This window comes from Lysinibacillus sp. FSL P2-0066 (genome assembly GCF_037969495.1).
Lineage (GTDB): Bacteria > Bacillota > Bacilli > Bacillales_A > Planococcaceae > Lysinibacillus > Lysinibacillus boronitolerans.
Map to the genome: position 1 here is coordinate 4,426,919 of NZ_CP150202.1, position 26,920 is coordinate 4,453,838.

The 26,920-nt window shown below is 38.8% G+C and carries 28 protein-coding genes and 2 other annotated features; of the genes, 2 read left to right on the forward strand and 26 right to left on the reverse strand.

Annotated features, from left to right (window positions below):
- Positions 1–22: 22 nt before the first annotated feature.
- From rpoB to MKZ14_RS22185, 25 genes are all read right to left on the reverse strand, one after another.
- Positions 23–3,598: a DNA-directed RNA polymerase subunit beta gene (gene rpoB, locus MKZ14_RS22065; protein ID WP_176408505.1), complete on the reverse strand. Its 3,576-nt coding sequence runs from the start codon at positions 3,596–3,598 to the stop codon at positions 23–25.
- A 242-nt stretch (positions 3,599–3,840) separates the two neighbouring features.
- Positions 3,841–4,443, reverse strand: coding sequence for a class I SAM-dependent methyltransferase (locus MKZ14_RS22070; RefSeq protein ID WP_036077767.1), 603 nt, complete (start codon positions 4,441–4,443; stop codon positions 3,841–3,843).
- A gap of 76 nt (positions 4,444–4,519) precedes the next feature.
- Positions 4,520–4,879, reverse strand: a complete 360-nt coding sequence (gene rplL, locus MKZ14_RS22075; RefSeq protein ID WP_004233598.1) for a 50S ribosomal protein L7/L12 — start codon at positions 4,877–4,879, stop codon at positions 4,520–4,522.
- 74 nt (positions 4,880–4,953) lie between these two features.
- Entirely contained in the window at positions 4,954–5,454 is a 501-nt protein-coding gene (rplJ, locus tag MKZ14_RS22080; RefSeq protein ID WP_004233596.1) for a 50S ribosomal protein L10, read from the reverse strand.
- 32 nt (positions 5,455–5,486) lie between these two features.
- Positions 5,487–5,632 (reverse strand) — a sequence feature (ribosomal protein L10 leader region).
- A 53-nt stretch (positions 5,633–5,685) separates the two neighbouring features.
- The gene (gene rplA, locus MKZ14_RS22085; protein WP_004233594.1) at positions 5,686–6,384 is read right to left on the reverse strand and encodes a 50S ribosomal protein L1; all 699 of its coding nucleotides are present in this window, start codon (positions 6,382–6,384) and stop codon (positions 5,686–5,688) included.
- A 116-nt stretch (positions 6,385–6,500) separates the two neighbouring features.
- Positions 6,501–6,926: a 50S ribosomal protein L11 gene (gene rplK / locus MKZ14_RS22090; RefSeq protein WP_004233593.1), complete on the reverse strand. Its 426-nt coding sequence runs from the start codon at positions 6,924–6,926 to the stop codon at positions 6,501–6,503.
- A 229-nt stretch (positions 6,927–7,155) separates the two neighbouring features.
- On the reverse strand, positions 7,156–7,689 hold the full coding sequence (nusG, locus tag MKZ14_RS22095) for a transcription termination/antitermination protein NusG (protein WP_004233590.1): 534 nt from the start codon (positions 7,687–7,689) through the stop codon (positions 7,156–7,158).
- A 354-nt stretch (positions 7,690–8,043) separates the two neighbouring features.
- The gene (gene secE / locus MKZ14_RS22100; RefSeq protein WP_004233589.1) at positions 8,044–8,229 is read right to left on the reverse strand and encodes a preprotein translocase subunit SecE; all 186 of its coding nucleotides are present in this window, start codon (positions 8,227–8,229) and stop codon (positions 8,044–8,046) included.
- 48 nt (positions 8,230–8,277) lie between these two features.
- Entirely contained in the window at positions 8,278–8,424 is a 147-nt protein-coding gene (rpmG, locus tag MKZ14_RS22105) for a 50S ribosomal protein L33 (RefSeq protein ID WP_004233588.1), read from the reverse strand.
- A gap of 77 nt (positions 8,425–8,501) precedes the next feature.
- Positions 8,502–9,149: an RNA polymerase sporulation sigma factor SigH gene (gene sigH, locus MKZ14_RS22110; RefSeq protein WP_004233587.1), complete on the reverse strand. Its 648-nt coding sequence runs from the start codon at positions 9,147–9,149 to the stop codon at positions 8,502–8,504.
- Between the two features lie 68 nt (positions 9,150–9,217).
- The gene (locus MKZ14_RS22115) at positions 9,218–9,730 is read right to left on the reverse strand and encodes an NYN domain-containing protein (RefSeq protein WP_016992137.1); all 513 of its coding nucleotides are present in this window, start codon (positions 9,728–9,730) and stop codon (positions 9,218–9,220) included.
- Between the two features lie 2 nt (positions 9,731–9,732).
- Positions 9,733–10,485, reverse strand: a complete 753-nt coding sequence (gene rlmB / locus MKZ14_RS22120; protein ID WP_016992138.1) for a 23S rRNA (guanosine(2251)-2'-O)-methyltransferase RlmB — start codon at positions 10,483–10,485, stop codon at positions 9,733–9,735.
- Positions 10,485–10,904 carry a Mini-ribonuclease 3 gene (locus MKZ14_RS22125; RefSeq protein WP_016992139.1) on the reverse strand — a complete coding sequence of 140 codons (420 nt, stop codon included), beginning with the start codon at positions 10,902–10,904 and terminating at the stop codon, positions 10,485–10,487. Before MKZ14_RS22125 ends, rlmB begins: the two co-directional genes overlap by 1 nt.
- Positions 10,905–10,909: 5 nt before the next feature.
- Positions 10,910–12,310 (reverse strand): cysteine--tRNA ligase, encoded by a 1,401-nt coding sequence (cysS, locus tag MKZ14_RS22130; RefSeq protein ID WP_016992140.1) that lies wholly within the window; start codon positions 12,308–12,310, stop codon positions 10,910–10,912.
- 60 nt (positions 12,311–12,370) lie between these two features.
- Positions 12,371–12,589: a binding site (T-box leader), on the reverse strand.
- Positions 12,590–12,639: 50 nt separating this feature from the next.
- Positions 12,640–14,100, reverse strand: coding sequence for a glutamate--tRNA ligase (gene gltX, locus MKZ14_RS22135; protein WP_016992141.1), 1,461 nt, complete (start codon positions 14,098–14,100; stop codon positions 12,640–12,642).
- A gap of 90 nt (positions 14,101–14,190) precedes the next feature.
- Positions 14,191–14,667, reverse strand: coding sequence for a 2-C-methyl-D-erythritol 2,4-cyclodiphosphate synthase (gene ispF / locus MKZ14_RS22140; protein ID WP_004233581.1), 477 nt, complete (start codon positions 14,665–14,667; stop codon positions 14,191–14,193).
- A 141-nt stretch (positions 14,668–14,808) separates the two neighbouring features.
- The gene (gene epsC / locus MKZ14_RS22145; protein WP_004233580.1) at positions 14,809–15,750 is read right to left on the reverse strand and encodes a serine O-acetyltransferase EpsC; all 942 of its coding nucleotides are present in this window, start codon (positions 15,748–15,750) and stop codon (positions 14,809–14,811) included.
- 303 nt (positions 15,751–16,053) lie between these two features.
- Positions 16,054–16,749 (reverse strand): 2-C-methyl-D-erythritol 4-phosphate cytidylyltransferase, encoded by a 696-nt coding sequence (gene ispD, locus MKZ14_RS22150; RefSeq protein ID WP_036077773.1) that lies wholly within the window; start codon positions 16,747–16,749, stop codon positions 16,054–16,056.
- A gap of 11 nt (positions 16,750–16,760) precedes the next feature.
- Positions 16,761–17,846: a PIN/TRAM domain-containing protein gene (locus MKZ14_RS22155; protein WP_312124192.1), complete on the reverse strand. Its 1,086-nt coding sequence runs from the start codon at positions 17,844–17,846 to the stop codon at positions 16,761–16,763.
- A 284-nt stretch (positions 17,847–18,130) separates the two neighbouring features.
- Positions 18,131–19,507 carry a DNA repair protein RadA gene (radA, locus tag MKZ14_RS22160; RefSeq protein ID WP_016992143.1) on the reverse strand — a complete coding sequence of 459 codons (1,377 nt, stop codon included), beginning with the start codon at positions 19,505–19,507 and terminating at the stop codon, positions 18,131–18,133.
- Between the two features lie 91 nt (positions 19,508–19,598).
- Complete coding sequence (locus MKZ14_RS22165) at positions 19,599–22,043, reverse strand: ATP-dependent Clp protease ATP-binding subunit (RefSeq protein WP_016992144.1); 2,445 nt, start codon at positions 22,041–22,043, stop codon at positions 19,599–19,601.
- Positions 22,033–23,142, reverse strand: a complete 1,110-nt coding sequence (locus MKZ14_RS22170; RefSeq protein ID WP_036077777.1) for a protein arginine kinase — start codon at positions 23,140–23,142, stop codon at positions 22,033–22,035. The genes MKZ14_RS22165 and MKZ14_RS22170 overlap by 11 nt, the downstream gene beginning before the upstream one ends.
- The gene (locus MKZ14_RS22175; RefSeq protein ID WP_016992146.1) at positions 23,139–23,681 is read right to left on the reverse strand and encodes a UvrB/UvrC motif-containing protein; all 543 of its coding nucleotides are present in this window, start codon (positions 23,679–23,681) and stop codon (positions 23,139–23,141) included. Before MKZ14_RS22175 ends, MKZ14_RS22170 begins: the two co-directional genes overlap by 4 nt.
- 13 nt (positions 23,682–23,694) lie before the next feature.
- A complete protein-coding gene (locus MKZ14_RS22180; protein WP_004233573.1) occupies positions 23,695–24,165 on the reverse strand; it encodes a CtsR family transcriptional regulator in 471 nt (156 codons plus the stop codon).
- Positions 24,166–24,431: 266 nt separating this feature from the next.
- The gene (locus tag MKZ14_RS22185; RefSeq protein ID WP_016992147.1) at positions 24,432–24,737 is read right to left on the reverse strand and encodes a DUF4870 domain-containing protein; all 306 of its coding nucleotides are present in this window, start codon (positions 24,735–24,737) and stop codon (positions 24,432–24,434) included.
- 124 nt (positions 24,738–24,861) lie between these two features.
- On the opposite strand from MKZ14_RS22185, the gene MKZ14_RS22190 reads away from it, so the two are divergent.
- Entirely contained in the window at positions 24,862–25,542 is a 681-nt protein-coding gene (locus MKZ14_RS22190) for a class I SAM-dependent methyltransferase (protein WP_333005977.1), read from the forward strand.
- 33 nt (positions 25,543–25,575) lie between these two features.
- Positions 25,576–26,538, forward strand: coding sequence for a magnesium/cobalt transporter CorA (gene corA, locus MKZ14_RS22195; RefSeq protein WP_016992149.1), 963 nt, complete (start codon positions 25,576–25,578; stop codon positions 26,536–26,538).
- 47 nt (positions 26,539–26,585) lie between these two features.
- Here corA and MKZ14_RS22200 read toward each other — a convergent pair whose 3' ends face one another.
- Positions 26,586–26,795 (reverse strand): hypothetical protein, encoded by a 210-nt coding sequence (locus MKZ14_RS22200; protein ID WP_036077781.1) that lies wholly within the window; start codon positions 26,793–26,795, stop codon positions 26,586–26,588.
- Positions 26,796–26,920 lie beyond the last annotated feature (125 nt).

Below are 26,920 nucleotides of genomic sequence, written 5' to 3' on the forward strand. Positions count from 1 at the left end.
CATTTGTGAATTTGGTTTTCCATTATTCAAAAGACTCTACTGGCTCTTCTTCTGTATCTGGCTGTGGTGCAATGTTAAGTGCATCAGCTGGCTGAAGATCGTCTTCTTCGTCTAAATCGCGAAGCTCTACTTCTTCATCATTAACTGTTAACATCTTAACATCCATACCAAGAGATTGAAGTTCTTTAATCAATACTTTGAATGACTCAGGAACACCTGGCTCTGGTACACTTTCACCTTTAACGATGGCTTCATATGTTTTCACACGACCAACAACGTCATCGGATTTAACCGTTAAGATTTCTTGAAGTGTATACGCAGCACCATATGCTTCAAGTGCCCATACCTCCATCTCACCAAAACGTTGTCCACCAAATTGCGCTTTACCACCAAGTGGTTGTTGCGTAACAAGTGAGTAAGGACCAGTTGAACGTGCATGAAGTTTATCATCAACCATGTGAGCAAGTTTAATCATATACATGATACCAACTGATACACGGTTATCGAATGGTTCACCAGAACGGCCATCATACAGGATTGTTTTACCATCACGGTTCATTCCAGCTTCTTCCATAGTTTCCCAAACGTCTTCTTCATTAGCACCATCAAATACTGGTGTTGCCATGTGAACGCCTAGGTAACGAGAAGCCATACCTAAGTGTAACTCTAAAACTTGTCCGATATTCATACGAGAAGGTACACCAAGTGGATTTAACATGATATCAACAGGCGTGCCATCTGGCATGAATGGCATATCTTCTTCTGGTAAGATACGAGAGATAACCCCTTTGTTACCATGACGTCCGGCCATTTTGTCCCCAACACGAATTTTACGTTTTTGAACAATGTAAGCACGAACTAATTGGTTAACACCTGGTGGTAATTCATCGCCATCTTCACGGTTAAATACTTTAACATCAAGAATGATACCGCCAGCACCGTGTGGTACACGTAATGAAGTATCACGAACCTCACGAGCCTTTTCACCGAAGATTGCATGTAATAAACGCTCTTCAGCAGTTAATTCTGTAACCCCTTTAGGCGTTACTTTCCCTACAAGAATATCACCGTCACGTACTTCCGCACCAATACGGATAATACCACGTTCGTCTAGGTTACGAAGTGCATCTTCTCCGACGTTTGGAATATCACGAGTGATTTCTTCTGGTCCAAGCTTTGTATCACGAGATTCTGATTCATATTCTTCAATATGAACAGATGTATAGACATCGTCTTTTACAAGGCGCTCACTCATAATAACAGCATCCTCATAGTTAAAGCCGTTCCAAGTCATGAATGCAACCAGTACGTTACGTCCAAGAGCTAGTTCGCCTTTTTCCATTGATGGACCATCTGCTAAAATATCACGAGGTTTCACACGTTCGCCTACTTTTACAAGTGGACGTTGGTTATAAGAAGTACCTTGGTTAGAACGAATGAACTTTTGTAATTTATATTTCGTTAAATCGCCTTTAACCTCTTTGCCGTCTACAACTTCAATGCGGCGAACATGGATAGAGCGAGCTTCAACGTGCTCAACAATACCATCATACTTCGCTACTACAGCTGCACCAGAATCACGCGCATCAACATGTTCCATACCAGTACCAACGAATGGTGCTTCTGGGTTAAGAAGTGGAACTGCTTGACGTTGCATGTTGGCACCCATAAGTGCACGGTTCGAGTCATCGTTTTCTAAGAACGGGATACACGCAGTCGCTGCAGAGACAACTTGTTTAGGAGATACGTCCATGTAGTCCATTTGCGCTTTATTGAATACCGTGTTATCCCCACGGAAACGACCTACTACTTCATCATTAGCAAAAGTACCATCTGGATTTAACGGTGAATTTGCTTGTGCTACATAGTAGTTATCTTCTTCATCAGCTGTTAAATAATCAATTTGCTCCGTTACTCGACCTGTTTCGTGGTCAATACGACGATAAGGTGTCTCAATGAAACCAAATTTATTTACTTTGGCAAATGAAGATAATGAGTTGATTAACCCAATGTTTGGACCCTCTGGTGTCTCGATTGGACACATACGACCATAGTGAGAATAGTGAACGTCACGTACTTCGAAACCAGCGCGCTCACGCGTTAAACCACCAGGACCTAATGCAGATAGACGACGTTTATGCGTTAACTCTGCTAATGGGTTTGTTTGGTCCATGAATTGTGATAATTGAGAGCTTCCGAAGAACTCTTTAATTGACGCAATCACTGGACGGATATTGATTAATTGCTGTGGTACGATCGCAGCTGTGTCGTTAATTGACATACGCTCACGTACTACACGTTCCATACGAGACAAACCGATACGGAATTGGTTTTGTAGTAACTCACCAACAGAACGTAGGCGACGGTTACCTAAATGGTCAATATCATCCGTTGCTCCTACTTGGTAAAGTAAGTTGAAGAAATAGCTTACTGAAGATAAAACATCAGCAGGAGTAATATTCTTCACTTCTTCATCAATGTACGCATTACCAATGATATTAATTTCTTTTTGCGCTTCATCTTTTGGAGCATAAATCTTAATAGATTGGATAGTTACATCATCTTCAAGCACTCCACCGACTTGTGATAAAGTGCGATAACCAATACCTTTTGATGAATCTTCTAGGTAAGGTAGAATTTTATCTAAAGTACGACGATCTAGTACTGTACCTTTTTCTACTAAAATTTCGCCTGTTTCTGGATCTACAAGCGTTTCAGCAATCGTTTGGTTGAATAAACGATTTTTAATGTGAAGCTTTTTATTCATTTTGTAGCGACCAACATTCGCTAAATCATAACGTTTAGCATCGAAGAAACGAGAGTATAATAAACTCTTCGCACTTTCTACTGTTGGTGGCTCACCTGGACGTAAACGTTCGTAGATTTCTAAAAGTGCTTTTTCTGTACTTTCAGAGTTATCTTTTTCTAACGTATTACGTAGATACTCGTTATCACCGATAATATCGATAATTTCTTGATCTGAACCGAAACCTAATGCACGCAGTAACACTGTTACTGGTAGCTTACGAGTACGATCAATTCGCACATAAACTACGTCTTTTGCATCAGTTTCATACTCTAACCAAGCACCGCGGTTTGGAATAACTGTAGCTCCAAAACCTTTTTTACCGTTTTTATCAGTTTTATCATGGAAATACACACTTGGTGAACGAACTAATTGTGAAACGATAACACGTTCAGCACCGTTGATAATGAACGTACCTGTTTCTGTCATTAACGGGAAATCACCCATGAAGACATCTTGTTCTTTCACTTCGTCTGTTTCTTTGTTGTAAAGACGTACTTTCACACGTAATGGAGCTGCGTAAGTAACATCTCGCTCTTTACACTCATCAACATCATATTTAGGCTCACCTAATGAATAATCGATGAATTCTAATGAAAGATTACCTGTAAAGTCCTCGATCGGCGAAATGTCACGGAACATTTCACGTAAACCTTCTTCAAGGAACCACTCGTAAGACGCCGTTTGAATCTCAATCAGATTTGGAAGCTCAAGCACCTCTTTAATACGCGCAAAGCTTCTACGCTGGCGGTGTTGTCCGTACTGAACTAGTTGACCTGTCAACTCATTCACCCCTCAATAAAGCGATATTAGGTCTTTGCAAAATCATACAAATAGTGTATGATTTCGAAAGACAAAAAGAAAACGAGTCTTCAAAAAGATCTCATTTTCGGTTAACTAAACTTATCTTGGCAAGTATACCCATATTAAAACATTTCTATACAAAAAGGGCATACGACCTCAAAATAATATTTTTGCATTGTATCATATTATCATAGCCGATTTGTCAAGTCAATAAATTATACATATTTCATTTATTTTTTTGCGCGTACTATCCAGTACCCTTTTTTCTTTTCTACTACATCGACTTCTGAAAACTTTTCTTCTAAGTAACTTACTGTCGATGGCGCTCCTTGTTTCTTCTGAATGACTACCCAGAGTTCACCCGAAGACACTAGCCGATCGTAAGCTCCATCGTAAAAGCGGAAAATCGTTTCCTTCCCCGCACGAATTGGTGGATTCGTTAAGATAGCTGCTGCATCTACATCTTTATCAACCATCGATAGGCCGTCACTCACAAATATTCGCACATTTTGAACACCGTTCACTTGCGCATTTTTTTGCGAAAGCGCAACTGCACGTTCATTTATATCCATCATAAAAACGGTACGGTCTGGATTAGTTTTGGCAATTGATAACCCTATCGGACCATATCCACAACCTACATCAAAAATCGCACCATCAATATCAGGCATTTGAAAAGCGTCTATTAAAACACGGGATCCAAAATCTACTTCGCTTTTACTAAATACACCTGCATCCGTTTCAAATGAAAACGTATGCCCTAGTAACTTGAATGTCCAGTGACGTGGTTTACTTTCAGTTTGAGGCTTACTTGTATAATAGTGATCTGACATTTTCACGCCTCCTCAGAATGAAGAAAAAAGCTCGCCAAAATGACGAGCTTTCCTTTTGTTAAAAAGTAACGCGAGATTACTTAACTTCTACAGATGCGCCAACTTCTTCAAGTTTAGCTTTGATTTCTTCAGCTTCATCTTTAGAAACGCCTTCTTTAAGAGCTTTAGGAGCGTTATCTACTACTTCTTTAGCTTCTTTAAGACCTAAACCAGTGATTTCACGAACCACTTTGATTACTTTGATTTTTTCTGCACCAGCAGATGCTAATACTACGTCAAATTCAGTTTTTTCTTCAGCTGCAGCAGCACCACCAGCAACTACTGCTACTGGAGCAGCAGCTGTTACACCGAATTCTTCTTCGATAGCTTTTACTAAATCGTTTAATTCAAGAACTGTCATAGCTTTGATAGCTTCTAAGATTTGCTCTTTATTCATTATAATTTCCTCCTAATTGGATAATGTTTTATTTTTTTTGCGATCAGGCCGCAGAAGTTTCAGTGCGTACTAAATTACGCGCCTTGTTCTTCTTTTTGTTCTGCAACAGCTTTTGTTGCAAGTGCGAAGTTACGCACTGGAGCTTGAAGTACAGATAAAAGCATAGAAAGTAGACCTTCGCGTGATGGAAGTTCTGCAAGTGCTTTAACATCTTCAACAGAAGAAATAGTACCTTCAATAATACCAGCTTTAATTTCTAAAGCTTCGTTTTTCTTAGCGAACTCGTTGATGATTTTAGCAGGCGCTACAACATCTTCATTTGAGAACGCAATTGCGTTAGGACCAACTAATACGTCGTTGATTCCTTCAAGGCCAGCAGCTTCAGCAGCACGACGAGTTAAAGTGTTTTTGTAAACTTTGAACTCAACGCCAGCTTCACGAAGTTGTTTACGAAGCTCTGTTACTTGTGCAACATTAAGACCACGGTAATCCACAACTACTACAGAAGCAGCGCCTTGGAATTTTTCAGTAATCTCTTGAACTTGTACTTGTTTGTTTTCGATTGCTTTGCTCATGATGACACCTCCTATTAGAATGGGTCATTTATACCGACAAAAGAAAAGCCTCCGAGTCAAATAGACACAGAGGCTGAAAGTCATCATCTTTAAATAAGAATCTGAATTCCGATGTCCTCGGTAGGAACATTAAGTGACAAGTCACTCCTACTGTCTACGGTACAAATGGATAATTCACAACAGCAACTATAGTATCACGTATAGCTGCTATCGTCAATACATATATATAAATTATTTTACTACTACGTTAGAAGCGTCAATTTTAACCGCTGGACCCATTGTAGTTGTAACATTTACAGATTTCATGTAAGTACCTTTAGCTGCAGCAGGTTTTGCTTTTTGAACTACATCAAAAACAGCTAAGAAGTTTTCTACTAATTTTTCTGCTGAGAAAGAAACTTTACCGATAGGAGCGTGGATAATACCAGCTTTATCAGCACGGTATTCTACTTTACCAGCTTTGATTTCTTCAATTGCTTTTGTTACATCAAAAGTAACTGTACCAGTTTTAGGGTTTGGCATTAAACCTTTAGGTCCTAATACACGACCAAGTTTACCAACTTCGCCCATCATGTCAGGAGTTGCTACGATTACATCGAAGTCAAACCAACCTTGTTGGATTTTTTGGATGTATTCTGCATCGCCTACATAGTCAGCACCAGCTGCTTCAGCTTCTTTAAGTTTTTCACCTTTTGCAAATACTAATACGCGTTGAGTTTTACCAGTACCGTTTGGTAGCACTACTGCACCACGGATTTGTTGGTCGTTTTTACGAGTATCAATACCTAAGCGGAAAGCAACTTCTACAGTAGCGTCGAAGTTTACTGTGCTAGTTTTTTGAGCAAGTTCGATTGCTTCTTGTGCAGTGTATAGTGCGTTACGATCAATTAATTTCGCTGCATCTTGCAGTTTTTTACCTTTTTTAGCCATTATATATTTCCTCCTTGATTGTGGTTATAGCGGATTTTACCTCCCACGAATAAAGGTTGCGTGTTCACAAAGAAACTTCGCAACCTTCCAAAAAACAAAACATCAAGTAAATGGGATTAGTCTTCGATAACAATACCCATGCTTCGTGCAGTACCTTCAACCATTAACATAGCAGCTTCTACTGAAGCAGCGTTAAGGTCTGGCATTTTAGTTTCAGCGATTTCGCGAACTTTATCACGTTTAACCGTTGCCACTTTTTTACGGTTTGGTTCACCAGATCCAGATTGGATACCAGCTGCTACTTTAAGTAGAACTGCTGCAGGTGGAGTTTTTGTAATGAAAGTGAAAGAACGATCCTCGAATACTGAAATTTCAACCGGAATAATAAGACCAGCTTGATCAGCAGTACGCGCATTGAATTCTTTACAGAATCCCATGATGTTCACACCCGCTTGACCTAATGCAGGACCAACCGGTGGAGCTGGGTTAGCTTTACCAGCAGGGATTTGAAGTTTTACAACTTTAATAACTTTTTTAGCCACGAGACACACCTCCTTAAGTCCGTGATGTGGTAATTGGGTTGCCCCTCCCACTCAATATCTGTCTGTCAGCTAAGTGCCGATAACATTAAAATTATCATTACAGACGTCAAACAAAAGTATGACAGTCTGACCTATGAAATGATACCACTTTTAATTTTTTTAAGCAAGTAGTAATTAACAAAATCTGCGAAACATCTACCAATTAGCATGTAATATTCTATTGGTAGAACTATAATTTTTGAACTTGTTCGAAATCTAGCTCCATAATTGTTTCGCGACCAAACATATCAACCGTCACTTTAATTTTACCTTTTTCCGTGTCAATTTCTTCAACACGCCCTTGGAAATGAGCAAACGGCCCTTCTAATACTTCTACTGCTTCACCAACAGTAATGTCCACTTCTACAACTTTATCAGTCATACCCATTTGTTGCAGTAAACGATCTGCTTCTTCTGGTAATAACGGTGTTGGTTTTGCTCCTCCACCTGATGAACCGATAAAGCCTGTAACACCAGGCGTATTTCGAACTACATACCAAGAGTCATCTGTCATGATTAACTCTACTAACACATAACCAGGGAAAACTTTACGCATCATTGTACGTTTTTTTCCATCTTTCATTTCTGTTTCTTCATGCTCAGGAACAATCACACGGAAGATTTTATCTTGCATTCCCATTGTTTCTACACGTTTCTCTAGGTTTGCTTTTACACGGTTTTCATACCCTGAATACGTATGAACAACATACCAATTTTTCTCCATAACTACTAGGACTCCTCGTCCGTCCCTCCCTTACAAATAAAAGTGAAAATGAATCGCGATACGCTCAATGCATTTTTACTCTTTTCACAAACATCTCATTAGAAAAATATAGCTTTCGCTAATTGCTTGCGAAAGCTCGATGATATATACCGAAACTAGCATAGTCATCTATCGCTACTATCATACTCTCCTAGTAGTATTTATCATAATGAGGAGATTTTACTGCTTTGCGCTTCACTTCACCCATCTCATCAATCCAACTAGATGGAGTTTTCTGCTGAATGAAGATAAAACAAACGAAAAAACCCGTTATTGCAATGGACGGGCTATTTCAAAAATATGCTATTTACTAAATTATAAATCTAAGTACCAGCGGAATAATGATGAAATACCTAAGTCAACTAACACAAAAAATAAAGCCATAATGACAACAGTTGAAATTACAACGACTGTATATTTCGTCAGTTCTTTACTTTTCGGCCAGCTTGTTTTGCGCATTTCTGACATTACATCGCTGAAAAAGCTTTTGATCTTGCCCATTCTAGCTTAACCTCCGAATCAATCAAATCTGTCTATTTACATATCATTTTATAGCGTTTGTTTATGCATTGTATGTTCATTGCAATGCGAGCAAAATTTCTTTAATTCGAGACGTACAGTTGAACCTTCTTTAGCTGGGAACGTGTAATTTCTCGAACCACATTTCTCACAATTTAGCACGACTTTTTTTGCCATATAATCACCTTTTTCGGCACTTTGTCTTTTTAAGACTAACACCTATATTTGTCAATGTCAATAAAGGCCTATATGGACTAAGACATTTCCTCAAGGACTAAATGACGTTCTAATTTGCGCTTTACCCGCTGCAATGCATTATCGATAGATTTCACATGACGATTTAATTTAGCGGAAATTTCATGATAAGATTGACCGTCTAGATATAAGGCTAAAACTTGAAGCTCTAACTCACTTAAAATCTCACTCATCTTTTCTTCTAAATATCCAAACTCTTCTCTATGAATCATCAATTCTTCTGGATCATCCATAATAGCACCCGTTAGTACATCCATAAGCGTTCGGTCTGACTCTTCGTCGAATATAGGCTTGTCCAAAGAGATATAGGAATTTAGAGGTATATGCTTTTGCCTAGTTGCTGTTTTAATAGCCGTAATAATCTGTCTTGTTATACATAACTCTGCAAAAGCCCTGAATGATGCAAGCTTATCTCCTTTAAAATCACGAATCGCTTTATATAAGCCTATCATGCCCTCCTGTACAATGTCTTCCTTATCTGCTCCGATTAAGAAATAGGATCTTGCCTTCGCTCTTACTAACAAACGGTATTTCGTAATTAAATAATCCAACGCATCTGTATTACCTTGATGCACCATTTCAATAAGCTCTTCATCATTGAATCGTTCAAAATCTTGTGTCACTTGTACAATGCTATTTTTAAACATGGTATCACCTCAGCCACAACAGATAATTAGAAACAGTATAACGGAATTGGAAAATATGCGTCAATCAATCATTTCAACCCACGTCGCCATTTTTCAAAGGCGAGCGCAACATCTGGCTTTAATTCTATACGAGAAGGCGGCTTACTTTCTTGCTTCCGCTTCACATCGTGGGTAATTTTATGTTGGATAATACCAGTATCAATTTCTAGCTCTCTAGCCGATTTCCTTAGGGCGCCATTCCCAAATATAACACTTTGCTCTGCCATATCAGAAGTTGCTACATGAATTTGTACATTTCTAGCCTTTAATTCGTGTGTCATTTTTTCAATGCGTTCATCTGCTGTTTCATTTTTTCGTGTATAAATGACTTCTACATCATTTTCTATATAAGATTGCTCTACTCCTGGTACAAGATGTGCGTCAAAAACAATAATTACGCGCCAACCCATTGCTGCTTTATATTCAGCCATGAGTTCTATCAACCTTCTTCGCGCATCCTCAAAATTCGTATCACGCAATGGCCGCAGCTCTTTCCAAGATCCAATCATATTATAGCCATCAACAAGCAAAATGTTTTTCATTGTTATTCAATCGCTTCTTGACGTTTACGATACACTTCGTACATTAATAAAGCTGCTGCTACTGATGCGTTCAGTGATGTGACATGACCAACCATCGGTAAGTGATATAAAAAATCGCATTTTTCTTTTAATAAACGCCCCATCCCTTTACCCTCACTGCCAATAATGATGGCTAATGGTAATGTTGCATCCATTTTTCGATAATCTGCAGATCCCTTTGCATCTGTACCTGCAATCCATATACCGCGTTCTTTTAATTCATCTATTGTTTGAGCAAGATTGTTTACACGTACAACTGGAACGTGTTCAATCGCTCCTGTAGATGCCTTTGCCACCACTGCTGTTAAACTCACTGATCGGCGCTTAGGGATAATAATACCATGTGCTCCTATAGCATCAGCCGTTCTCATAATAGACCCTAAATTATGAGGATCCTCTAACTCATCTAAGATTAAGAAAAAAGGATCTTCCTGTTTATGAGCTGCAGCTGCAAATAAATCCTCAAGTTCAGCATACTTATAAGCGGCAACAGAAGCAACAATTCCTTGATGATTGGCGCTTGATAATTGATCAACTTTCTTTTTTGGAACAAATTGAACTATGACACCACGTTCACGGGCTAAATCTAGCAATTCATTGACACCAGATTTCTTTACACCTTCTGCAATCCATACTTTATTCATATCGCGGCCTGAACGAAGTGCTTCTAACACTGGGTTTTTACCGGCAATAATTTCACCATTCTGTTCTGCCATTATTTAGACACTCCTTTTGATTCCTCGATTATTTGAATAGCATATGCAATGATTTCGTAGACGCGTTCTAGTTCATTCAATAAATATAAACTACCAAGCACCGCCTCAAAGCCTGAGCTATTACGATAGGTTTGGACATCCGTATTTTTTGGTACAGAGCCGGATTTGGCATTGCGTCCACGGCGGAACACTGCCAATTCCTCCTCTGTTAAATAATTTTCATCCATCATGCGATGAACGATCATAGATTGTGCTTTTGCTGAAACGTAGCGAGTTGCCTCTCGATGCAGTGTGTTTGGTTTAACACGACCAGAGCGTAGCAAATATTCTCGGACCTTTTGTTCCAATACGGCATCACCCATATAGGCTAACGCCAGCGCATTTAATTGTTTAACATCTTCATTGCGAAGTTTATCCAACTTAATTACCCTCGTTTCCATCTAGTTCCTTGTCGTGTATCTTCTAAAATGATACCTTGGGCTTGCAAATGGTCACGGATCTCATCAGAACGAGCAAAATCACGATTTTTACGTGCCTCGACGCGCTCTTGTAGTAATGCTTCAATTTCTTCGTCTAATAGTTCTTCTTCTTTTGCAAATTCAATACCTAAGACGTCACCTAGTACTTCAAAGGTTTCAATAAAGGTTTCTAATACCTTCTTGCAAGTATTGGTTTCATTTAAGTAAATATTAGCAATGCGAGCTATTTCAAATAACACAGAAATAGCGTTGGCTGTATTAAAATCATCATCCATCGCCTCTTCAAAATGCGCTTTTTGTTCCGCAATTTTGTTCAGCCATTCTTCAGAATGATCACCTAAGCTTACTGTAGTAGTAAGGCGATGCTTCACATTGTTGTAAGCTGTACGTATACGCTCTAAACCTGATGCAGCAGCTTCTACTAGGTCCTTCGCAAAGTTAATTGGATGACGATAGTGGACAGATAACATGAAGAAACGTAGTATCTGCGGGTCAATTTGTTTACGGATATCATTCACAAGAATGAAATTCCCAAGTGATTTGGACATCTTTTCATTATCAATATTAATATACCCGTTATGCATCCAATAACGCGCAAATGTTTTATCATTGTGTGCCTCTGATTGAGCAATTTCATTTTCGTGGTGAGGGAAAGTTAAATCCTGCCCACCAGCATGAATATCAATAGTATCTCCTAAATGTTCACGAGCCATTACAGAACACTCAATATGCCACCCTGGACGGCCATCTCCCCATGGGCTTTCCCAGAAAATCTCACCTGGCTTAGCTGCTTTCCATAAAGCGAAATCTAGCGCATCATCTTTTTTCTCGCCTGCTTCAATACGAGCACCGATTTTTAAATCGTCAACGGATTGGTGTGATAATTTACCGTAGCCATCAAATTTACGAGTACGGTAATACACATCTCCAGCAGACTCATAAGCGTAGCCCTTTTCCATTAACACTTGAATAAATTGAATGATATCGTCCATATGCTCTGTCACACGTGGATGAACATCTGCTTTTTTGCATCCTAGTGCCATAACATCCTCAAAATAAGCTGCAATAAAGCGCTCTGTTAATTCATGCACTTCTTCGCCTAGCTCATTTGCCGCTTTTATAATTTTATCGTCTACATCCGTAAAATTGGAAACAAACTTTACATCATAGCCTTTATACTGAAAATAACGACGTACTGTATCATAAACAATTACAGGACGTGAATTCCCAATATGGATATAGTTATAAACTGTAGGACCGCAGACATACATTTTTACCTTGCCTTCTTCTAGCGGTACAAAGGTTTCCTTTTGTCGTGTTAATGAGTTAAAAATTTGAATACCCATTGTATTTCACTCTCCTTTTCTATTGAATAAAAAAGCGCCCCTATCACTCCTAAAAGGAATGACAGAGACGCTCGATTTGCGTGGTTCCACTCTGATTGAAGACAAAAAGCCTTCCACTTTGGACATCCATTAACGGGGATGACTCGATAAAGCCTACTATCGTTCAGCTTTATGCTCAAAGGTGCATTTCAGTTTTGCCTAGGCTCAGACCACTTTCAGCCGGTGATGGTCCTCTCTTAAGAGCATGCGCCACTTACTTCTCCTTATCAACGCTTTTTCAATGTAAATACATTTTACAACGAAAGAATGAATTGTCAATAAATTTATCTTTATTGTGCAAATTTTTCTACACGGTCAATTGCTTTCTCTTTACCAATTAAACAAATGGCGTTCGGCAACTCTGGTCCATGTGTTTCACCTGTTGTCACAACACGGATTGGCATAAACAGATTTTTGCCTTTATGACCAGTTGTCTTTTGTACAGCTTTAATCGCAGCTTTTACCGCATCTGGTGTAAATTCTTCTAGCTCTTCCAATTGTGCTTTAAATGCTGCCATTACTTCAGGTACTTGCTCTCCTGCTAAAACCTCTTTTGCTTCTTCATCATATTCAATATGGTCGTTAAAGAATAGGCTAGATAATTCGACAATTTCTGCGCCAAAACTCATTTGGTCATGATAAAGTGCGATTAAATCCGTCGCCCAAGCACGTTGCTCCGCAGTAAGCTCTTCAGGTAACAAGCCTGCTTTTTGTAGGTGAGGTAAAGATAATGCTACAACTTCTTCTAAAGACAGTTTTTTAATATATTGATTATTCATCCATGTTAGTTTTTGCTTATCAAACATAGATGGTGATTTTGAAAGACGTTTTTCATCAAAAATTTTGATAAATTCTTCTTTTGAGAAAATCTCTTCCTCTCCCTCTGGAGACCAACCAAGTAGGGCAAAGAAGTTAAACATTGCTTCAGGAAGATAACCTAAATCTTTATATTGCGTAACAAATTGAATAATCGATTCATCACGCTTAGATAGTTTTTTACGGTTTTCGTTAATAATTAATGTCATATGACCAAAGCGAGGATATTCCCAACCAAATGCATCAAAAATCATCATTTGCTTTGGTGTATTTGATAAATGCTCCTCACCACGGAATACGTGAGAGATTTCCATAAAGTGATCGTCTAAAACAACTGCATAGTTATATGTTGGAATACCATTTGCTTTTACAAGTACCCAATCACCAATATCTTTAGACTCAAATGTAACTTGTCCACGAACTAAATCTTCAAATTCGTATGTTACATTTTCAGGTACACGCATACGGATTGTGTATGGCTCACCTGCAGCTTCTTTAGCAGCGACTTCATCTGCTGATAAGTGGCGACATGTACCATCATAAGTAGGCGCAGCTACACCTCTTGCTTTTTGTTCTTCTCGAGAAGCTTCAAGCTTTTCAGAAGAACAGAAACACTTGTAGGCTACACCTTGCTCTAATAGTTTTTCAGCATGCTCTTTATAAATATCAAGACGTTCCATTTGACGATAAGGCGCATAAGGTCCACCAATATCAATGGACTCATCATATTCAATACCTAACCATTTTAGGTTATCTAGCTGAGATGCTTCTCCGCCCTCTACATTACGTTCAATATCCGTATCTTCAATACGTACAATGAATTTACCGTTATGATGTTTTGCATATAAATAATTGAATAATGCTGTACGCGCTCCACCGATATGTAAATAACCTGTTGGAGATGGCGCGTAACGAACGCGAACTTCTTTCGTCATAATTAAAAGCCTCCTAAATTTTCGATCAAAAATTGACTTTGTTCATTTTACCACTCTGTTACAGGAAATAAAAGCGGGGTTCATCCACATTTATTTCTTAATCAAAAGAATTGTTGCCATTGCCGCAATACCTTCCTCACGACCTGTAAAACCTAATCGTTCCGTTGTCGTTGCTTTAACATTTACCTGTGAAGGCTCTGCGTGTAATAATTCAGCGATACGCTGTTGCATCTGTCCAATATAGGGTGCCATTTTAGGGCGCTGTGCCATAATGGTACAATCCACATTACCTAGAGAATAGCCCTTATCCTCAACAATTTTCCAAATGTACTCTAATAATTTTGCAGAATCCGCGTCCTTAAATGCAGGGTCTGTATCTGGAAAATGACGGCCAATATCCCCTTCTCCAATTGCTCCTAGAGCTGCATCTGTGACAGTGTGTAAAAGAACATCCGCATCTGAATGTCCTACTAGTCCTTTTTCATGCGGAATGGTAATGCCTCCAATAATTAATGGACGACCTTCTTCAAATGCATGTACGTCAAAACCTTGTCCAATTCGAAACATATTCATCTTCCTTTAATTAATATTTATCATTATCATATCAAAATTTGCCATAGGTTGTTTGAAAAGCGCCTTAATAATTATCCTCCTATAGCAGTAATGGGCAGTTTAGAAAGCTACACTCTCTAGACTGCCCTACATTCATTAAATATGATACTCTATATTTTTCATTTGACTGTTGCTAATATTCGGAGATGGCTGTGAATTATAGACACGTGAATAAGGAGGAACAGAGTGTGTTAGCCAAATATTACTTCCTAAAACGGAATCGTGCCCAATCGTCGTCTCGCCCCCTAAAATAGTGGCACCAGCATAAATGACAACATTGTCAGCAATATTCGGATGACGTTTAATGCCCTTAATTGGATTACCATTTTCATCTAACGGGAAGCTTAGTGCACCTAATGTTACACCTTGATAAATTTTTACATTCTTTCCGATTGTACAAGTTTCACCGATAACGACACCTGTTCCGTGGTCAATAAAGAATGATTCTCCTATTGTAGCCCCTGGATGAATATCGATACCCGTTAATCGGTGCGCATATTCTGACATAATTCGAGGCACAATTTGTACGCCCATTTCGTATAACTCATGTGCAATGCGGTGAATATAAACAGCCACAATAGATGGATAGCTTAGTAAAATTTCTTCTGTGGAGAGAGCTGCTGGGTCACCATTATATGCCGCTTGAATATCTGTTTGTAGCACTTGGCGAATGGCAGGAAATCGATTAATCAAATTCATAACAATTTTGTCTGCTTGTTCACGGCAATACTTCTCGCAATTGGCAGGGTCACTGTCCTCCATATTATAAAATAATACTTTTTCGATAATATCCCGCAAATCTAATGCCGTTTCACGCAGCTTATTACTGCAAACTACGTTCACCCTTGTTTCATCAATCGGTCTTGTCATATAAATGCCAGGAAACAGCACCTCATGGAAATTATCTATTATTTTTATAACCCGATCCCGTCCATCAAAGCCTATTGAGTTGTCAACGTCGATGTACTGTTTATTTATACTAGTTAATGAACCTGTAATTTCTGGAACCTTTTGATTTAACCAATCATTTAATGACACAATAAACACCCCTCACATCTTTTCATCTATTCTATTACCTTATTAATCATATATCCACTATTTCATTTTACACGTAAAACGATCATACACGGATAAAACCACTTTATGTGAGCTTATTCTAACTTTTTATCCTTTTCCTAGCCTTCGTTTCTCATTCGGCTATAAGGATGTCATTATCATACATATATAATGGACATAATTCGCAACCAAGAGGTATTCCTGCACCATGGACTTTTACCCAACCAAAACAAATAAAAAAGACTATCCATCCTCAACAAACTACGAATGAATAGCCTATATTTCTTAATGATTGAATGATCCACGCTTACGCAAGATTGCCTCACCAAATACTAAGTCTTCTTGTGTTGTCATTTTTACATTTTCATAACTACTTTCTACGATGTGTACCTGATGTCCGAGACGCTCCATTAGCATCGCCTCATCTGTCCCAAGAAAACCTACTTTTTCAGCTACGTCCTCTGCTTCCATAATTAATTCAAAACGGAATGCTTGTGGAGTTTGCACCATCCAAAGGCTTTCTCGATCAACCGTTTCCTCTATAATGCCATTCATTGATACTTTTTTCATCGTATCTTTCGCACGAACCCCTGCAATTGCTGCACCGTGATTATGGGCGTTCTGTACAAGCTTTGCAATAATATCATGCGTAATAAACGGGCGTGCTGCGTCATGAACAAGCACAATATCTACCTGTTGCATCTCTTTCATGCACGAATGAACCGAATGCTGTCGCTCAGCACCTCCATCAGGTAAGCCCTTCACTTTGGTAATCTGATAATCCTCTAGCATTTTTTGAATATATGCACGTTCTTCTGGTTTAACGGCCAGCCAAATACCTGTGCAAGAGGGATCTTGTTGAAACACTTCTAGCGTGTGTACCAGAATAGGCTTCTCCAAAAGCTTTAAAAATAATTTATTTTGCCCTGCACCCATACGCTTCCCACTTCCAGCAGCAGGTAGAACCACTTCATATTGCATTTTCCCACATCCTAATCGTCCTTCGGCTTAGCAAAGATCATACGACCTGCTGACGTTTGCAGCACACTAGTAACTGTAACTGTAATTGCCTGTCCAATATAACTACGACCACCTTCAACCACAATCATCGTACCATCATCTAAATAGGCAACTCCTTGGTTATGCTCTTTACCATCTTTTATAACCACAACCTGCATGTCCTCACCTGGTATGACCACAGGCTTCACTGCATTCGCTAAATCATTAATATTTAATACTTTTACATGATGGAGTTCACAGACTTTATTCAGGTTAAAATCATTCGTAACAATTTGTGTGTCGTTACCCATTTTTTTTGCAAGACGTACAAGCTTTAAATCTACCTCTTGTACATCTTCAAAATCCTCGTCTGTAATTTCAACTTTTGTCTTACGTTCATCTTGTAGTTTTTTTAATATATCTAAACCACGCCGACCTCTTGTGCGCTTTAAGGTGTCGGAAGAATCAGCTATATGCTGAAGCTCTGTGAGCACAAATTGAGGTACAACTAAGATACCCTCAATGAAGCCTGTTTCAGAAATATCAGCAATACGACCATCGATAATCACACTTGTATCTAGCAGTTTGTAGCTTCCTCGAACCTCTTGAACTTCAGCACCTTCACTAGCTTTTTTCTTCGTATTGCCACTTCGTAATGTAAAAAGCTGTATGAGCTCATCTCTTTTTCTAAAACCTAGACGGAAACCTAAATACCCTAATACAAATGACAGGATAATAGGGAGTACTTCCGTAATAACAGGGAATTTTACACTATCAATGGCAAAGCCTAAAAAGTAAGCGACAATCAACCCAATTATTAAACCAAACGTACCAAATAATAAATCTCCGATAGGAACCTTAAACAGAACTTCTTCCATCCAGCTAATGAGCCTTACAAAGTAATCGGAAAATGCAAAAGATAGTGTAAACAGTAAAAGTGCGCCTAGAGCTACTGATACATAAGGATTATCTAGCCAAGGATTAGATGATAAATGAAGCAATTCGTATAATGGCGGTAAGAAAACAAGGCCCAATGCTCCTCCAATCAGTAAAAACGCAATTTGAACAAATTTTTTCACAAGCTGTCACCTCCTAATTGTTAGTTAAGATTATACATAGTTTACGGCAGAAAATCTTTCATGAGCTCAATCAAATTCTCATTATTTTTGATGTTGTGAAACAAGGATAAGTTAGTTAGACATAATTTTACAAATTTCTATTTTTGCATCTAATAGATGACAATCCTTTATTCCTACATCAGCTATTATTTAGGACGATGATTCCTTTATTTGAGTTTCCGATATTAGCATTAAAAATGAAGGAAAATGCATGTCAGCATAATATCCAACATGCACAATCTCCTCTATAGCTCTCTAAAGCATGCATTTAAAGCATCCTTTATCGTTTCTACACCAACAATTTCAATTCCCTGTGGAAATTCCCAACCACCGATATTCGAAGCTGGAATGAAAGCTCTTTTGAATCCAAGCTTCGCCGCTTCAATGACTCGCTGTTCTATACGTGACACCCGACGGACCTCACCTGTCAGTCCTACCTCACCAATAAAGCAATCCGTTGCACGCACTGCCTGATCCTTAAAACTAGATACAATGCTTGTCAACACTGCTAAATCTATAGCTGGCTCATCCAGCTTGACACCACCAGCAACTTTAATATATGCATCCTGAGCTTGTAGCATGAGACCCATACGCTTTTCTAGTACAGCCATTAGCAATTGTACTCGGTTTTGATCGACACCTGTGGCCATACGTTTAGGATAGTTAAAGCTTGTAGGTGTAACTAAGGATTGAATTTCAACAAGGATAGGCCTTGTCCCTTCCATTGATGCAACAATAGTTGACCCCGCCGCACCTTGTGAACGCTCCTGTAAAAATAACTCAGAAGGGTTTAGAACTTCCTTTAACCCACCCTGAAGCATTTCAAATATGGCAATTTCATTTGTAGAACCAAAGCGATTTTTTTGGCTTCGTAAAATACGATGATTATGATGTCTTTCCCCTTCAAAATACAGTACAGTATCAACCATGTGTTCTAAAATACGTGGCCCAGCTATTTGCCCCTCTTTTGTTACATGCCCTACTAGAAAAATAGCAATACCTTTAGTTTTAGCGATTCGCATAAGCTCAGCTGTACATTCACGAACCTGTGATACACTACCTGGGGCGCTTGTTACTTCTGGATGAAAGACCGTTTGTATAGAATCCACAATGACAAATTTAGGTTGGACTTCATCAATGGTTTGATTTAAAAACTCTAGGTTTGTTTCGGAATATATGTAAAGCTCTTGAGAAATCACTCCTAAACGCTCTGCTCGTAATTTCGTTTGACGAATGGATTCCTCTCCAGAAATATAAAGTACGCGATGCCCTTTATTTGAGAGTAATGCGGAAACCTGTAATAGTAATGTTGATTTCCCTATTCCGGGATCGCCCCCAATTAATACTAGAGAACCAGGTACAATGCCGCCGCCTAATACACGATTGAGCTCGCCCATTTCTGTTGCTACACGCGATTCCTCAGTTGCTTCCACCTGGATAATCGGGATTGCCTTTTGGGTAACTGTAGCAGAATGTTGAAATGCTCCACGTGGACCTTTAGCAACCATCTCCACTTCTTCGACCATTTTATTCCATTCACCACACCCTGGACATCTTCCCATCCATTTAGCAGATTCATAGCCACAGCCTGAACATACAAATTTCGTTTTTTTCTTTGCCAAAATGCTTTCACCTCGAATATTTGTTCTTATCCTTAATTGTACAGAAAAAAAGACAGCTTGGCACTTAAAGCCTTACTGTCTTTCCTTGAAATTATTTAGAGATGGATACTCCCTCTTTTTTCTTTACAACAAACTCATCGTTTACATAATCAATGACAACCTGATTACCCTTTTCTACATTACCTTTTAGTAATTCTTCCGATAATCGATCCTCTACTTGTTTTTGTAATGCACGACGTAGTGGACGAGCACCATATTGAGGGTCATAGCCTTCTTCAGCAATTTTTTCAAGTGCCGCATCAGTCAGCTCTAACGAAATGTCTTGCTCTTTCAAGCGTTTTGTTAAAGCATTGCCCATCATCGCAATGATTTCTTTTAAGTGCTCTTTTTCTAATGCGTGGAAGACAATCATTTCATCGATACGGTTTAAGAATTCCGGACGGAATGCTTTTTTCAATTCTTCTAACATCGTACCCTTCATGTCTTTATGCTTAGACTCTGCACCACCTACATTGAAACCAAGGCTCTTTTGGTATTTTAATGCATCCGCACCAACGTTTGAAGTCATAATGACCACTGTATTGCGGAAGTCTACTACACGTCCCTTAGAGTCTGTTAAACGACCATCTTCAAGCACTTGCAATAGAATATTGAATACATCAGGATGTGCCTTTTCAATTTCATCTAATAAAACGACTGAATATGGCTTACGGCGAACTTTCTCTGTCAGTTGGCCACCATCATCGAAGCCTACATAGCCTGGAGGTGAACCTACTAAACGAGAAGTCGAATGTTTCTCCATATACTCGGACATATCAACACGAATCATCGCATCCTCATCGCCAAACATTACTTCAGCCAGTGCTCTTGCAAGCTCTGTTTTACCAACACCTGTAGGTCCTAAGAAGATAAATGAACCAATTGGTCGTTTTGGATCTTTTAAGCCTGCTCTTGCACGACGTATTGCACGAGAAATCGCTTCTACCGCTTCACCTTGCCCTACTACACGTTTGTGTAATTCTTCTTCAAGCTGCAGTAACTTCGAAGATTCTTCGGAAGCAATTTTAGCAACTGGGATTCCTGTCCACATTGATACAACTGCTGCTACATCATCCACAGTCACCTTAGATTCGGCTTTACCTTGCTCTTCTTTCCAATTTTTTCGAGTGGCTTCAATTTCATCCTTCAGCTTTTGCTCCGTATCTCTTAGCGCTGCTGCCTTTTCAAATTCTTGACCTGATACGGCTGCATTTTTTTCAGAACGAACATTTTCAAGCTTATCCTCGAGCGCCTTTAAGTTTGGTGGCACTGCGAATGAGCGTAAGCGTACTTTAGAACCTGCTTCATCGATTAAGTCAATCGCTTTATCTGGTAAGAAGCGGTCAGAAATATATCTATCACTCATTTTTGCGGCTGCTTCAATCGCTTCATCTGTAATTTTTACACGGTGATGCGCTTCATAACGATCACGTAAGCCTTGAATAATTAGAATAGCCTCTTCCACTGTCGGCTCATCCACTTGGATTGGTTGGAAACGGCGCTCTAAAGCTGCATCCTTTTCAATGTACTTACGGTACTCATCAAGTGTTGTGGCACCAATACATTGCAGCTCACCACGTGCTAAAGATGGTTTTAAGATATTTGATGCATCAATCGCACCTTCAGCACCACCCGCACCGATTAATGTATGCAATTCGTCAATAAATAAAATGATGTTGCCTGCTTGGCGAATTTCATCCATCACTTTTTTCAAACGATCTTCAAATTCTCCACGATATTTTGTACCTGCAACAACTGTCCCCATATCTAGTGTCATTACACGTTTGTCACGAAGGATTTCTGGCACTTCGTTATTAATAATTTGCTGTGCCAATCCTTCAGCAATCGCTGTTTTACCAACACCTGGCTCACCAATCAATACAGGGTTATTTTTCGTACGACGCGATAAAACTTCAATAACTCGTGTAATTTCCTTGCTTCGGCCAATAACAGGGTCTAATGTACCTTCACGTGCAATTTGTGTTAAATCACGTGCTAGACTATCTAATGTTGGTGTATTGGCAGCTTGAGCTGCTTGTTGGCCAGATTGGGCATTATCATTATTACCTAATAGCAATAATACTTGCTGGCGAGCCTTATTTAAACCAACTCCCGCATTGTTTAAAACGCGAGCTGCCACGCCCTCACCCTCACGTATAAGCGCCAGTAATAAATGCTCTGTGCCAATATAGGAGTGACCTAATTTACGTGACTCATCAACAGATAATTCAATTACTTTCTTAGCTCTTGGCGTATAATGAACGATTGGACCGACATCTTCTTTGCCCTTACCAACTAATTCTTCAATGCCAGCTTCAATCATTTGAGGACTAATATCAATGGCTTCTAACGCTTTCGCAGCAATACCGCCGCCTTCACGTATAAGCCCTAATAGAATATGCTCTGTACCGATAGATTCGTGCTTCCAACGAATAGCCTCTTCCTGAGCAAGCTGTAATACTTTTTGCGCGCGTTGTGTAAAACGATTAAACATCATATAAATCCTCTCCTTTTTCCCCATTTATAGGCTTATTCGCATGTTCTTGAGATAATGTCTCACGAAGCATCTCCGCTCGAACACGATCCCGCTCAGCAGGTGGTAATGCCTCACCTGCATAGTGCTGTAAAAAACCTGGTTGCATACTAACAACACATTCATTTAAGGTCGTTGCTTGTATACCATCAATCAATTGTAAATCTACTCCTAAACGAACATTAGATAGGCAAGTCGCGGCTTCCTCACTTGTTAAAATTCTCGCATGTGTAAGGGTGCCTAAAGCCCGATATACTCGATCTTCTAGCGCAAGCTCTGCCTTTTCCATTAATTTACCTCTTGCATGTCGTTCTTTTTGAATAATCTTTTCAGCGACACTTTGTATGTCTGCTAAAATATCTTCCTCTGTCTTTCCAAGTGTAATTTGGTTAGACACTTGATAAACATTCCCTAAATTTTCGCTTCCTTCACCATATATACCTCTTACAGTCATTCCTAAGCGTGTCATGGCGTTTATAATCTGATTCATTTGCCCTGTTAATGTAAGAGCGGGTAAATGCATCATGACGGACGCTCGTAGACCCGTACCAATATTCGTTGGACAACTTGTTAAATAACCAAAAGTATCTCGAAAAGCATACGGTAATACTTTCTCTAGGATACGATCAATCTTATTTGCTTGTTCATAGGCACTTTGAAGTTGAAAACTTGCTGTCATACATTGAATGCGTAAATGATCCTCTTCATTCACCATAATGCTCACGGATTCATCTTCAGAAAGTAGTATAGAGCCCACTTGCTCTTTTTTAGCCAGTTGTGGGCTAATCAAATGCTTTTCTACAAGAATTTGACGCTGTAAAGGCGATAAATCCTTTATAGCAAAATAAGCATAATCATTTTGAAGCATTGGGCTATCACTTACAGCATGTGTAACAGCCTGTTCTACCTGCAGGGCCTCATTCTCTGAAAACGCTAAAGGAAAACGGTACCCATCTAAATTTCGTGCGAGGCGTATCCGTGTACTAATGACGATATCTGAGTAATCATCTTTGATATGCATCCAAGTTGGTGTCGCACGCTCTAAAAATGATTCAATCATCATGACACATCACCACCTTCAAATTGTAGATGCTTCTCTAGCTCTTTGACTTCATCCCGTAGCTTCGCCGCTTCTTCAAACTGTTCTTCATCTACGGCGGATTTCATACGCTTGCGGATATCTTCTATTTGCTTTTTAATAACATACACATTACTGCGAGCACCAGGCATTTTACCAATGTGTTGTGGACCTGCCTGAATGCGATTAAATAGCTTTGGCAAATGATCACCAAATGTGTCATAACAGCTTGGGCACCCGAATTTTCCTTCTTTTAAAAATTGCTTATACGAAAATCCACATTGTGGGCATGTTTGCTGTTGTGGTTGTACCTGTTGTTTTTCCCCCACCTTTTGCCATGTAGGAGAGCCAAACCAGTTAGACAATAACTGTTGAATAGATACTGGCTCTTGTTTAAACTCTGCATGAAATGGATGGAATTGTGAGGCGCAGACGTCACAATAATGATGCTCTACTTTTTGCCCACTTTGAACTTGTGTTACTGTAACTGTCGCATTACGTTGTTTACAATGTTCGCATATCATTTCCATCACCTCACTATTTTTGTTGTTCATATTTAATTGTTGTCAGCATTGCTCGCAATATTTTTGATCGAATGACATCTCTTAATGGGAGATGCAAGTCGATCGTGGAGCGATCAATTGCTGCTAACATTAATTTCGCTTCTCGCTTGGAAATTACCTGCTCATCAATGAGTCGATAAACCAAATCTTCCGCCATCGTTTGAGATGCTCCACCTTCAATTTGCCGGAGAACATCGTCGATTAAATCAATCTGTGAATTCGCGCGGACACGTAAAATTCGAATGTATCCACCACCACCACGTTTGCTCTCAACAAGGTAACCCCGCTCGGCAGTAAATCTTGTATTAATGACATAATTTATTTGTGATGGTACACATTGAAATTTATCAGCGATTTCACTACGTTTAATTTCAATATGCCCTTCTCCACCTAATTCAAGTACTTGCTTTAAGTAACCCTCTATGATGTCTGATATATTACGCATTTTAGGAATACACCTCGCTTGCTTCACTGACTTTGACTATCTTTGACTTTCTTTGAGTATATTATACAAAACGCCTGAAAAAAATTGCAATGATTTCGCCCATAGAAAAGTGGAAAGTCTTGAAAATGCCCTTTAAGGCAACAAAAAGAGCACTTTTTTAATTATTTGTGTACGGTTAATAATTTCCTCATACATTTAATGTACCCTAGTTAGTCATAGAAAAAACGCAAGCATATGCAACTAGCATATACTTGCGTCTATGAAAATTATACCCAGCGACCAACAATTGGATAGCGCCAAGGTTCATCCGACAATGCTTTTACGATACCAATAATCGGTACCACAAATAGCATAATGCCGAAAATGATTAAAAATGGTAAGCCAATAAGGACAAAGCTTAAAACAACAGAGATAGCAATTAAAACACCCATGACAATTTGGAATAGCAATGCTTGAATAGAAATTGCCTTTACTTCCTCATCAGAACTAATTAAAAAGAAAATAATGGGCACTAACCATGGCGCAAAAAATGCACTTGCGTGTATGATTACTTTAGACCATTTAGTCTCCATATATATCAACCCTTTCTTTGAACTTTATCTATGTTTTATGTACTACTATTTACGGAACTATACCCACAATAGTTTCACATTTAAAAGGATTTTTTAAAATTTTTTTGAAAGGCTGTGAGGAGAGTTGGAATTTAACAACACATTAGCAAATGAATATGAAAAGGGTATTCGCCGTACATTGCCTAGTTATGATGCCATGCTACGTTTAATACAAACTTTTTATCACTCTAGACTACCAGAAAATGCTAACATGTTAATCGTGGGAGCAGGGAGCGGCAATGAAATTATACAGCTGGCAGAAGGAAGGCCACATTGGTCATTCACTGGCATTGATCCATCTGCATCCATGCTTAGCATAGCTAAAGAGCGTTTACTCGCTCTACCAAATAATATGTCATTCCATCAGGCTACAATACTAGATGCTTCGCTGCCCTTCTCACAGTATGATGCAGCAAGCTGTGTTCTCGTCTTGCATTTTATTCAGGAATATAAAGAAAAGCTAGACACAATAAAAGAAATAGCAAAACATTTAAAACCTGGAGCACCATTTGTCCTTGTTTCAAAATATGGTCAGCTAGGCTCTTTAGAAACAGAACTACAATTTGATTTATGGCGTTCCTATTGGCAACAGCATACTAGACTTTCTTTGTCTGAATTAGCAGAGATGGAAAAATCCATTCGTTCTCTTTCTTTTATGAGTGAAGAGGAAATTGTAACACTTTTACAAAGGGCAGGCTTTACTAAACCTTCTAGATTTTTTGCCACTACTTTGTTCGGTGGATGGGTATGCTTTAAAGAGGACTAACTATTTTGTAGTAAATAATTTGAGGTGAAAACCGTGATAAGCACCATTGGCATTACAAAACAACAACATCTGTTAAAAGATTTTCCATTAGAGGAGATCCATCAGCAAGAATTTGAATGGTATTGGGTTGATTTTAATTGTCCTACAGCCGAGGAAGAATCATTGTTGGATACATTTTTTCATTTTCACCCTCTTGCTATTGAAGATTGCTTAATGAGATTACAGCGTCCAAAGCTAGACTTTTATGATGATTTTCATTTCTTTGTCATTCATCGAGTGAATGAAGAGACGTTAGCTGCGGAGGAGGTTAATATATTTGCCTCCAATAAATTTATCGTAACCTTCCATAAAAATCCTGTCCCTGAAATAGATAAGGTGCAGAAGATGCTGGAAAACCAACCGAAGAATTGGGAGCGCGGTACTGTATACTTAACGTATCAAACCATTGATAAAATCGTTGATAGTTATTTTCCACTCGTTTACAAAATTGAAGATCATCTAAATGCTTTAGAAGGTGAACTTACATACCAAAGCAATGTAAATGCCATGAAAATTGTCTTCGAGTTCCGTAGTGACTTACTTGATTTAAGACGTACTATTTTACCAATGCGTGATCTTTTATATCGCGTTCTTAATTCTTACCGTTTCTCATTAAAGAAATCAGAAAGAGCTTATTTTGGAGATATCTACGACCATCTACTTAAGCTAACAGAGATGGTTGAATCCAATCGAGAGCTTACCGCGGATATGCGAGATAGTTATATGGCTATGAGTTCGAGTCGCATGAATGGCATTATGATGACTCTAACAATTGTCTCAACAATCTTTATCCCACTTACCTTCATTGCTGGTGTATATGGAATGAATTTCGATAATATGCCGGAGCTTCATGGACAATATAGCTATTTTATTGTACTTGGAATTATGATAATTATCGTTATCTTTATGCTGGCCATCTTTAAACATAAGGGATGGTTTAAACTATTTAAACCATAAAAAAAGACTGCTCGTTTTGTTGTGAAACGAGCAGTTTTTTTAATTTATTAATACGGTCCTCTATCATCAATTTTATTATCGCCCTGCTGTGGAAATAAAAAATAGGCTAATACCCCTGATCCTAAAGCTGCACATATTGTAATTAATAATTGCTCAACATCTGGTACCTCAGCATAATAGTTTCGTAGCATATAAACAGAACCAATTGCAACAATCACCATGACAGGAATAACAAATTTAAAGCGTTTTTTCTCCATACTATCCCTCCTCCCATTCTTTTTTTCGTACGATTTTTATATTGCTAAACAGTTCGTATTTTACAGGTTTCCTATTTTAAATTCAAATTTACATCGCTTCACCATTTGGACTAACAATAAAGTAA

Coding starts and splice junctions, on each gene's coding strand:
- sigH (WP_004233587.1), bottom strand. CDS start 9,149: ATGTTTAAAAATAGCATTGTACAAGTGACACAAGATTTTGAACGATTC.
- gltX (WP_016992141.1), bottom strand. CDS start 14,100: ATGACGAAAGAAGTTCGCGTTCGTTACGCGCCATCTCCAACAGGTTAT.
- MKZ14_RS22165 (WP_016992144.1), bottom strand. CDS start 22,043: ATGATGTTTAATCGTTTTACACAACGCGCGCAAAAAGTATTACAGCTT.
- MKZ14_RS22070 (WP_036077767.1), bottom strand. CDS start 4,443: ATGTCAGATCACTATTATACAAGTAAGCCTCAAACTGAAAGTAAACCA.
- nusG (WP_004233590.1), bottom strand. CDS start 7,689: ATGGAGAAAAATTGGTATGTTGTTCATACGTATTCAGGGTATGAAAAC.
- MKZ14_RS22175 (WP_016992146.1), bottom strand. CDS start 23,681: ATGATATGCGAACATTGTAAACAACGTAATGCGACAGTTACAGTAACA.
- rlmB (WP_016992138.1), bottom strand. CDS start 10,485: ATGGCAGAACAGAATGGTGAAATTATTGCCGGTAAAAACCCAGTGTTA.
- MKZ14_RS22170 (WP_036077777.1), bottom strand. CDS start 23,142: ATGATGATTGAATCATTTTTAGAGCGTGCGACACCAACTTGGATGCAT.
- rplA (WP_004233594.1), bottom strand. CDS start 6,384: ATGGCTAAAAAAGGTAAAAAACTGCAAGATGCAGCGAAATTAATTGAT.
- MKZ14_RS22180 (WP_004233573.1), bottom strand. CDS start 24,165: ATGCGTAATATATCAGACATCATAGAGGGTTACTTAAAGCAAGTACTT.
- MKZ14_RS22200 (WP_036077781.1), bottom strand. CDS start 26,795: ATGGAGAAAAAACGCTTTAAATTTGTTATTCCTGTCATGGTGATTGTT.
- MKZ14_RS22185 (WP_016992147.1), bottom strand. CDS start 24,737: ATGGAGACTAAATGGTCTAAAGTAATCATACACGCAAGTGCATTTTTT.
- cysS (WP_016992140.1), bottom strand. CDS start 12,310: ATGGGTATTCAAATTTTTAACTCATTAACACGACAAAAGGAAACCTTT.
- rpmG (WP_004233588.1), bottom strand. CDS start 8,424: ATGGCAAAAAAAGTCGTGCTAAATTGTGAGAAATGTGGTTCGAGAAAT.
- rplL (WP_004233598.1), bottom strand. CDS start 4,879: ATGAATAAAGAGCAAATCTTAGAAGCTATCAAAGCTATGACAGTTCTT.
- MKZ14_RS22115 (WP_016992137.1), bottom strand. CDS start 9,730: ATGAAAAACATTTTGCTTGTTGATGGCTATAATATGATTGGATCTTGG.
- rplJ (WP_004233596.1), bottom strand. CDS start 5,454: ATGAGCAAAGCAATCGAAAACAAACAAGTACAAGTTCAAGAGATTACT.
- ispF (WP_004233581.1), bottom strand. CDS start 14,667: ATGTTTCGAATTGGACAAGGTTTTGACGTACATGCATTTGAAGAAGGT.
- ispD (WP_036077773.1), bottom strand. CDS start 16,749: ATGCAATATGAAGTGGTTCTACCTGCTGCTGGAAGTGGGAAGCGTATG.
- secE (WP_004233589.1), bottom strand. CDS start 8,229: ATGGGCAAGATCAAAAGCTTTTTCAGCGATGTAATGTCAGAAATGCGC.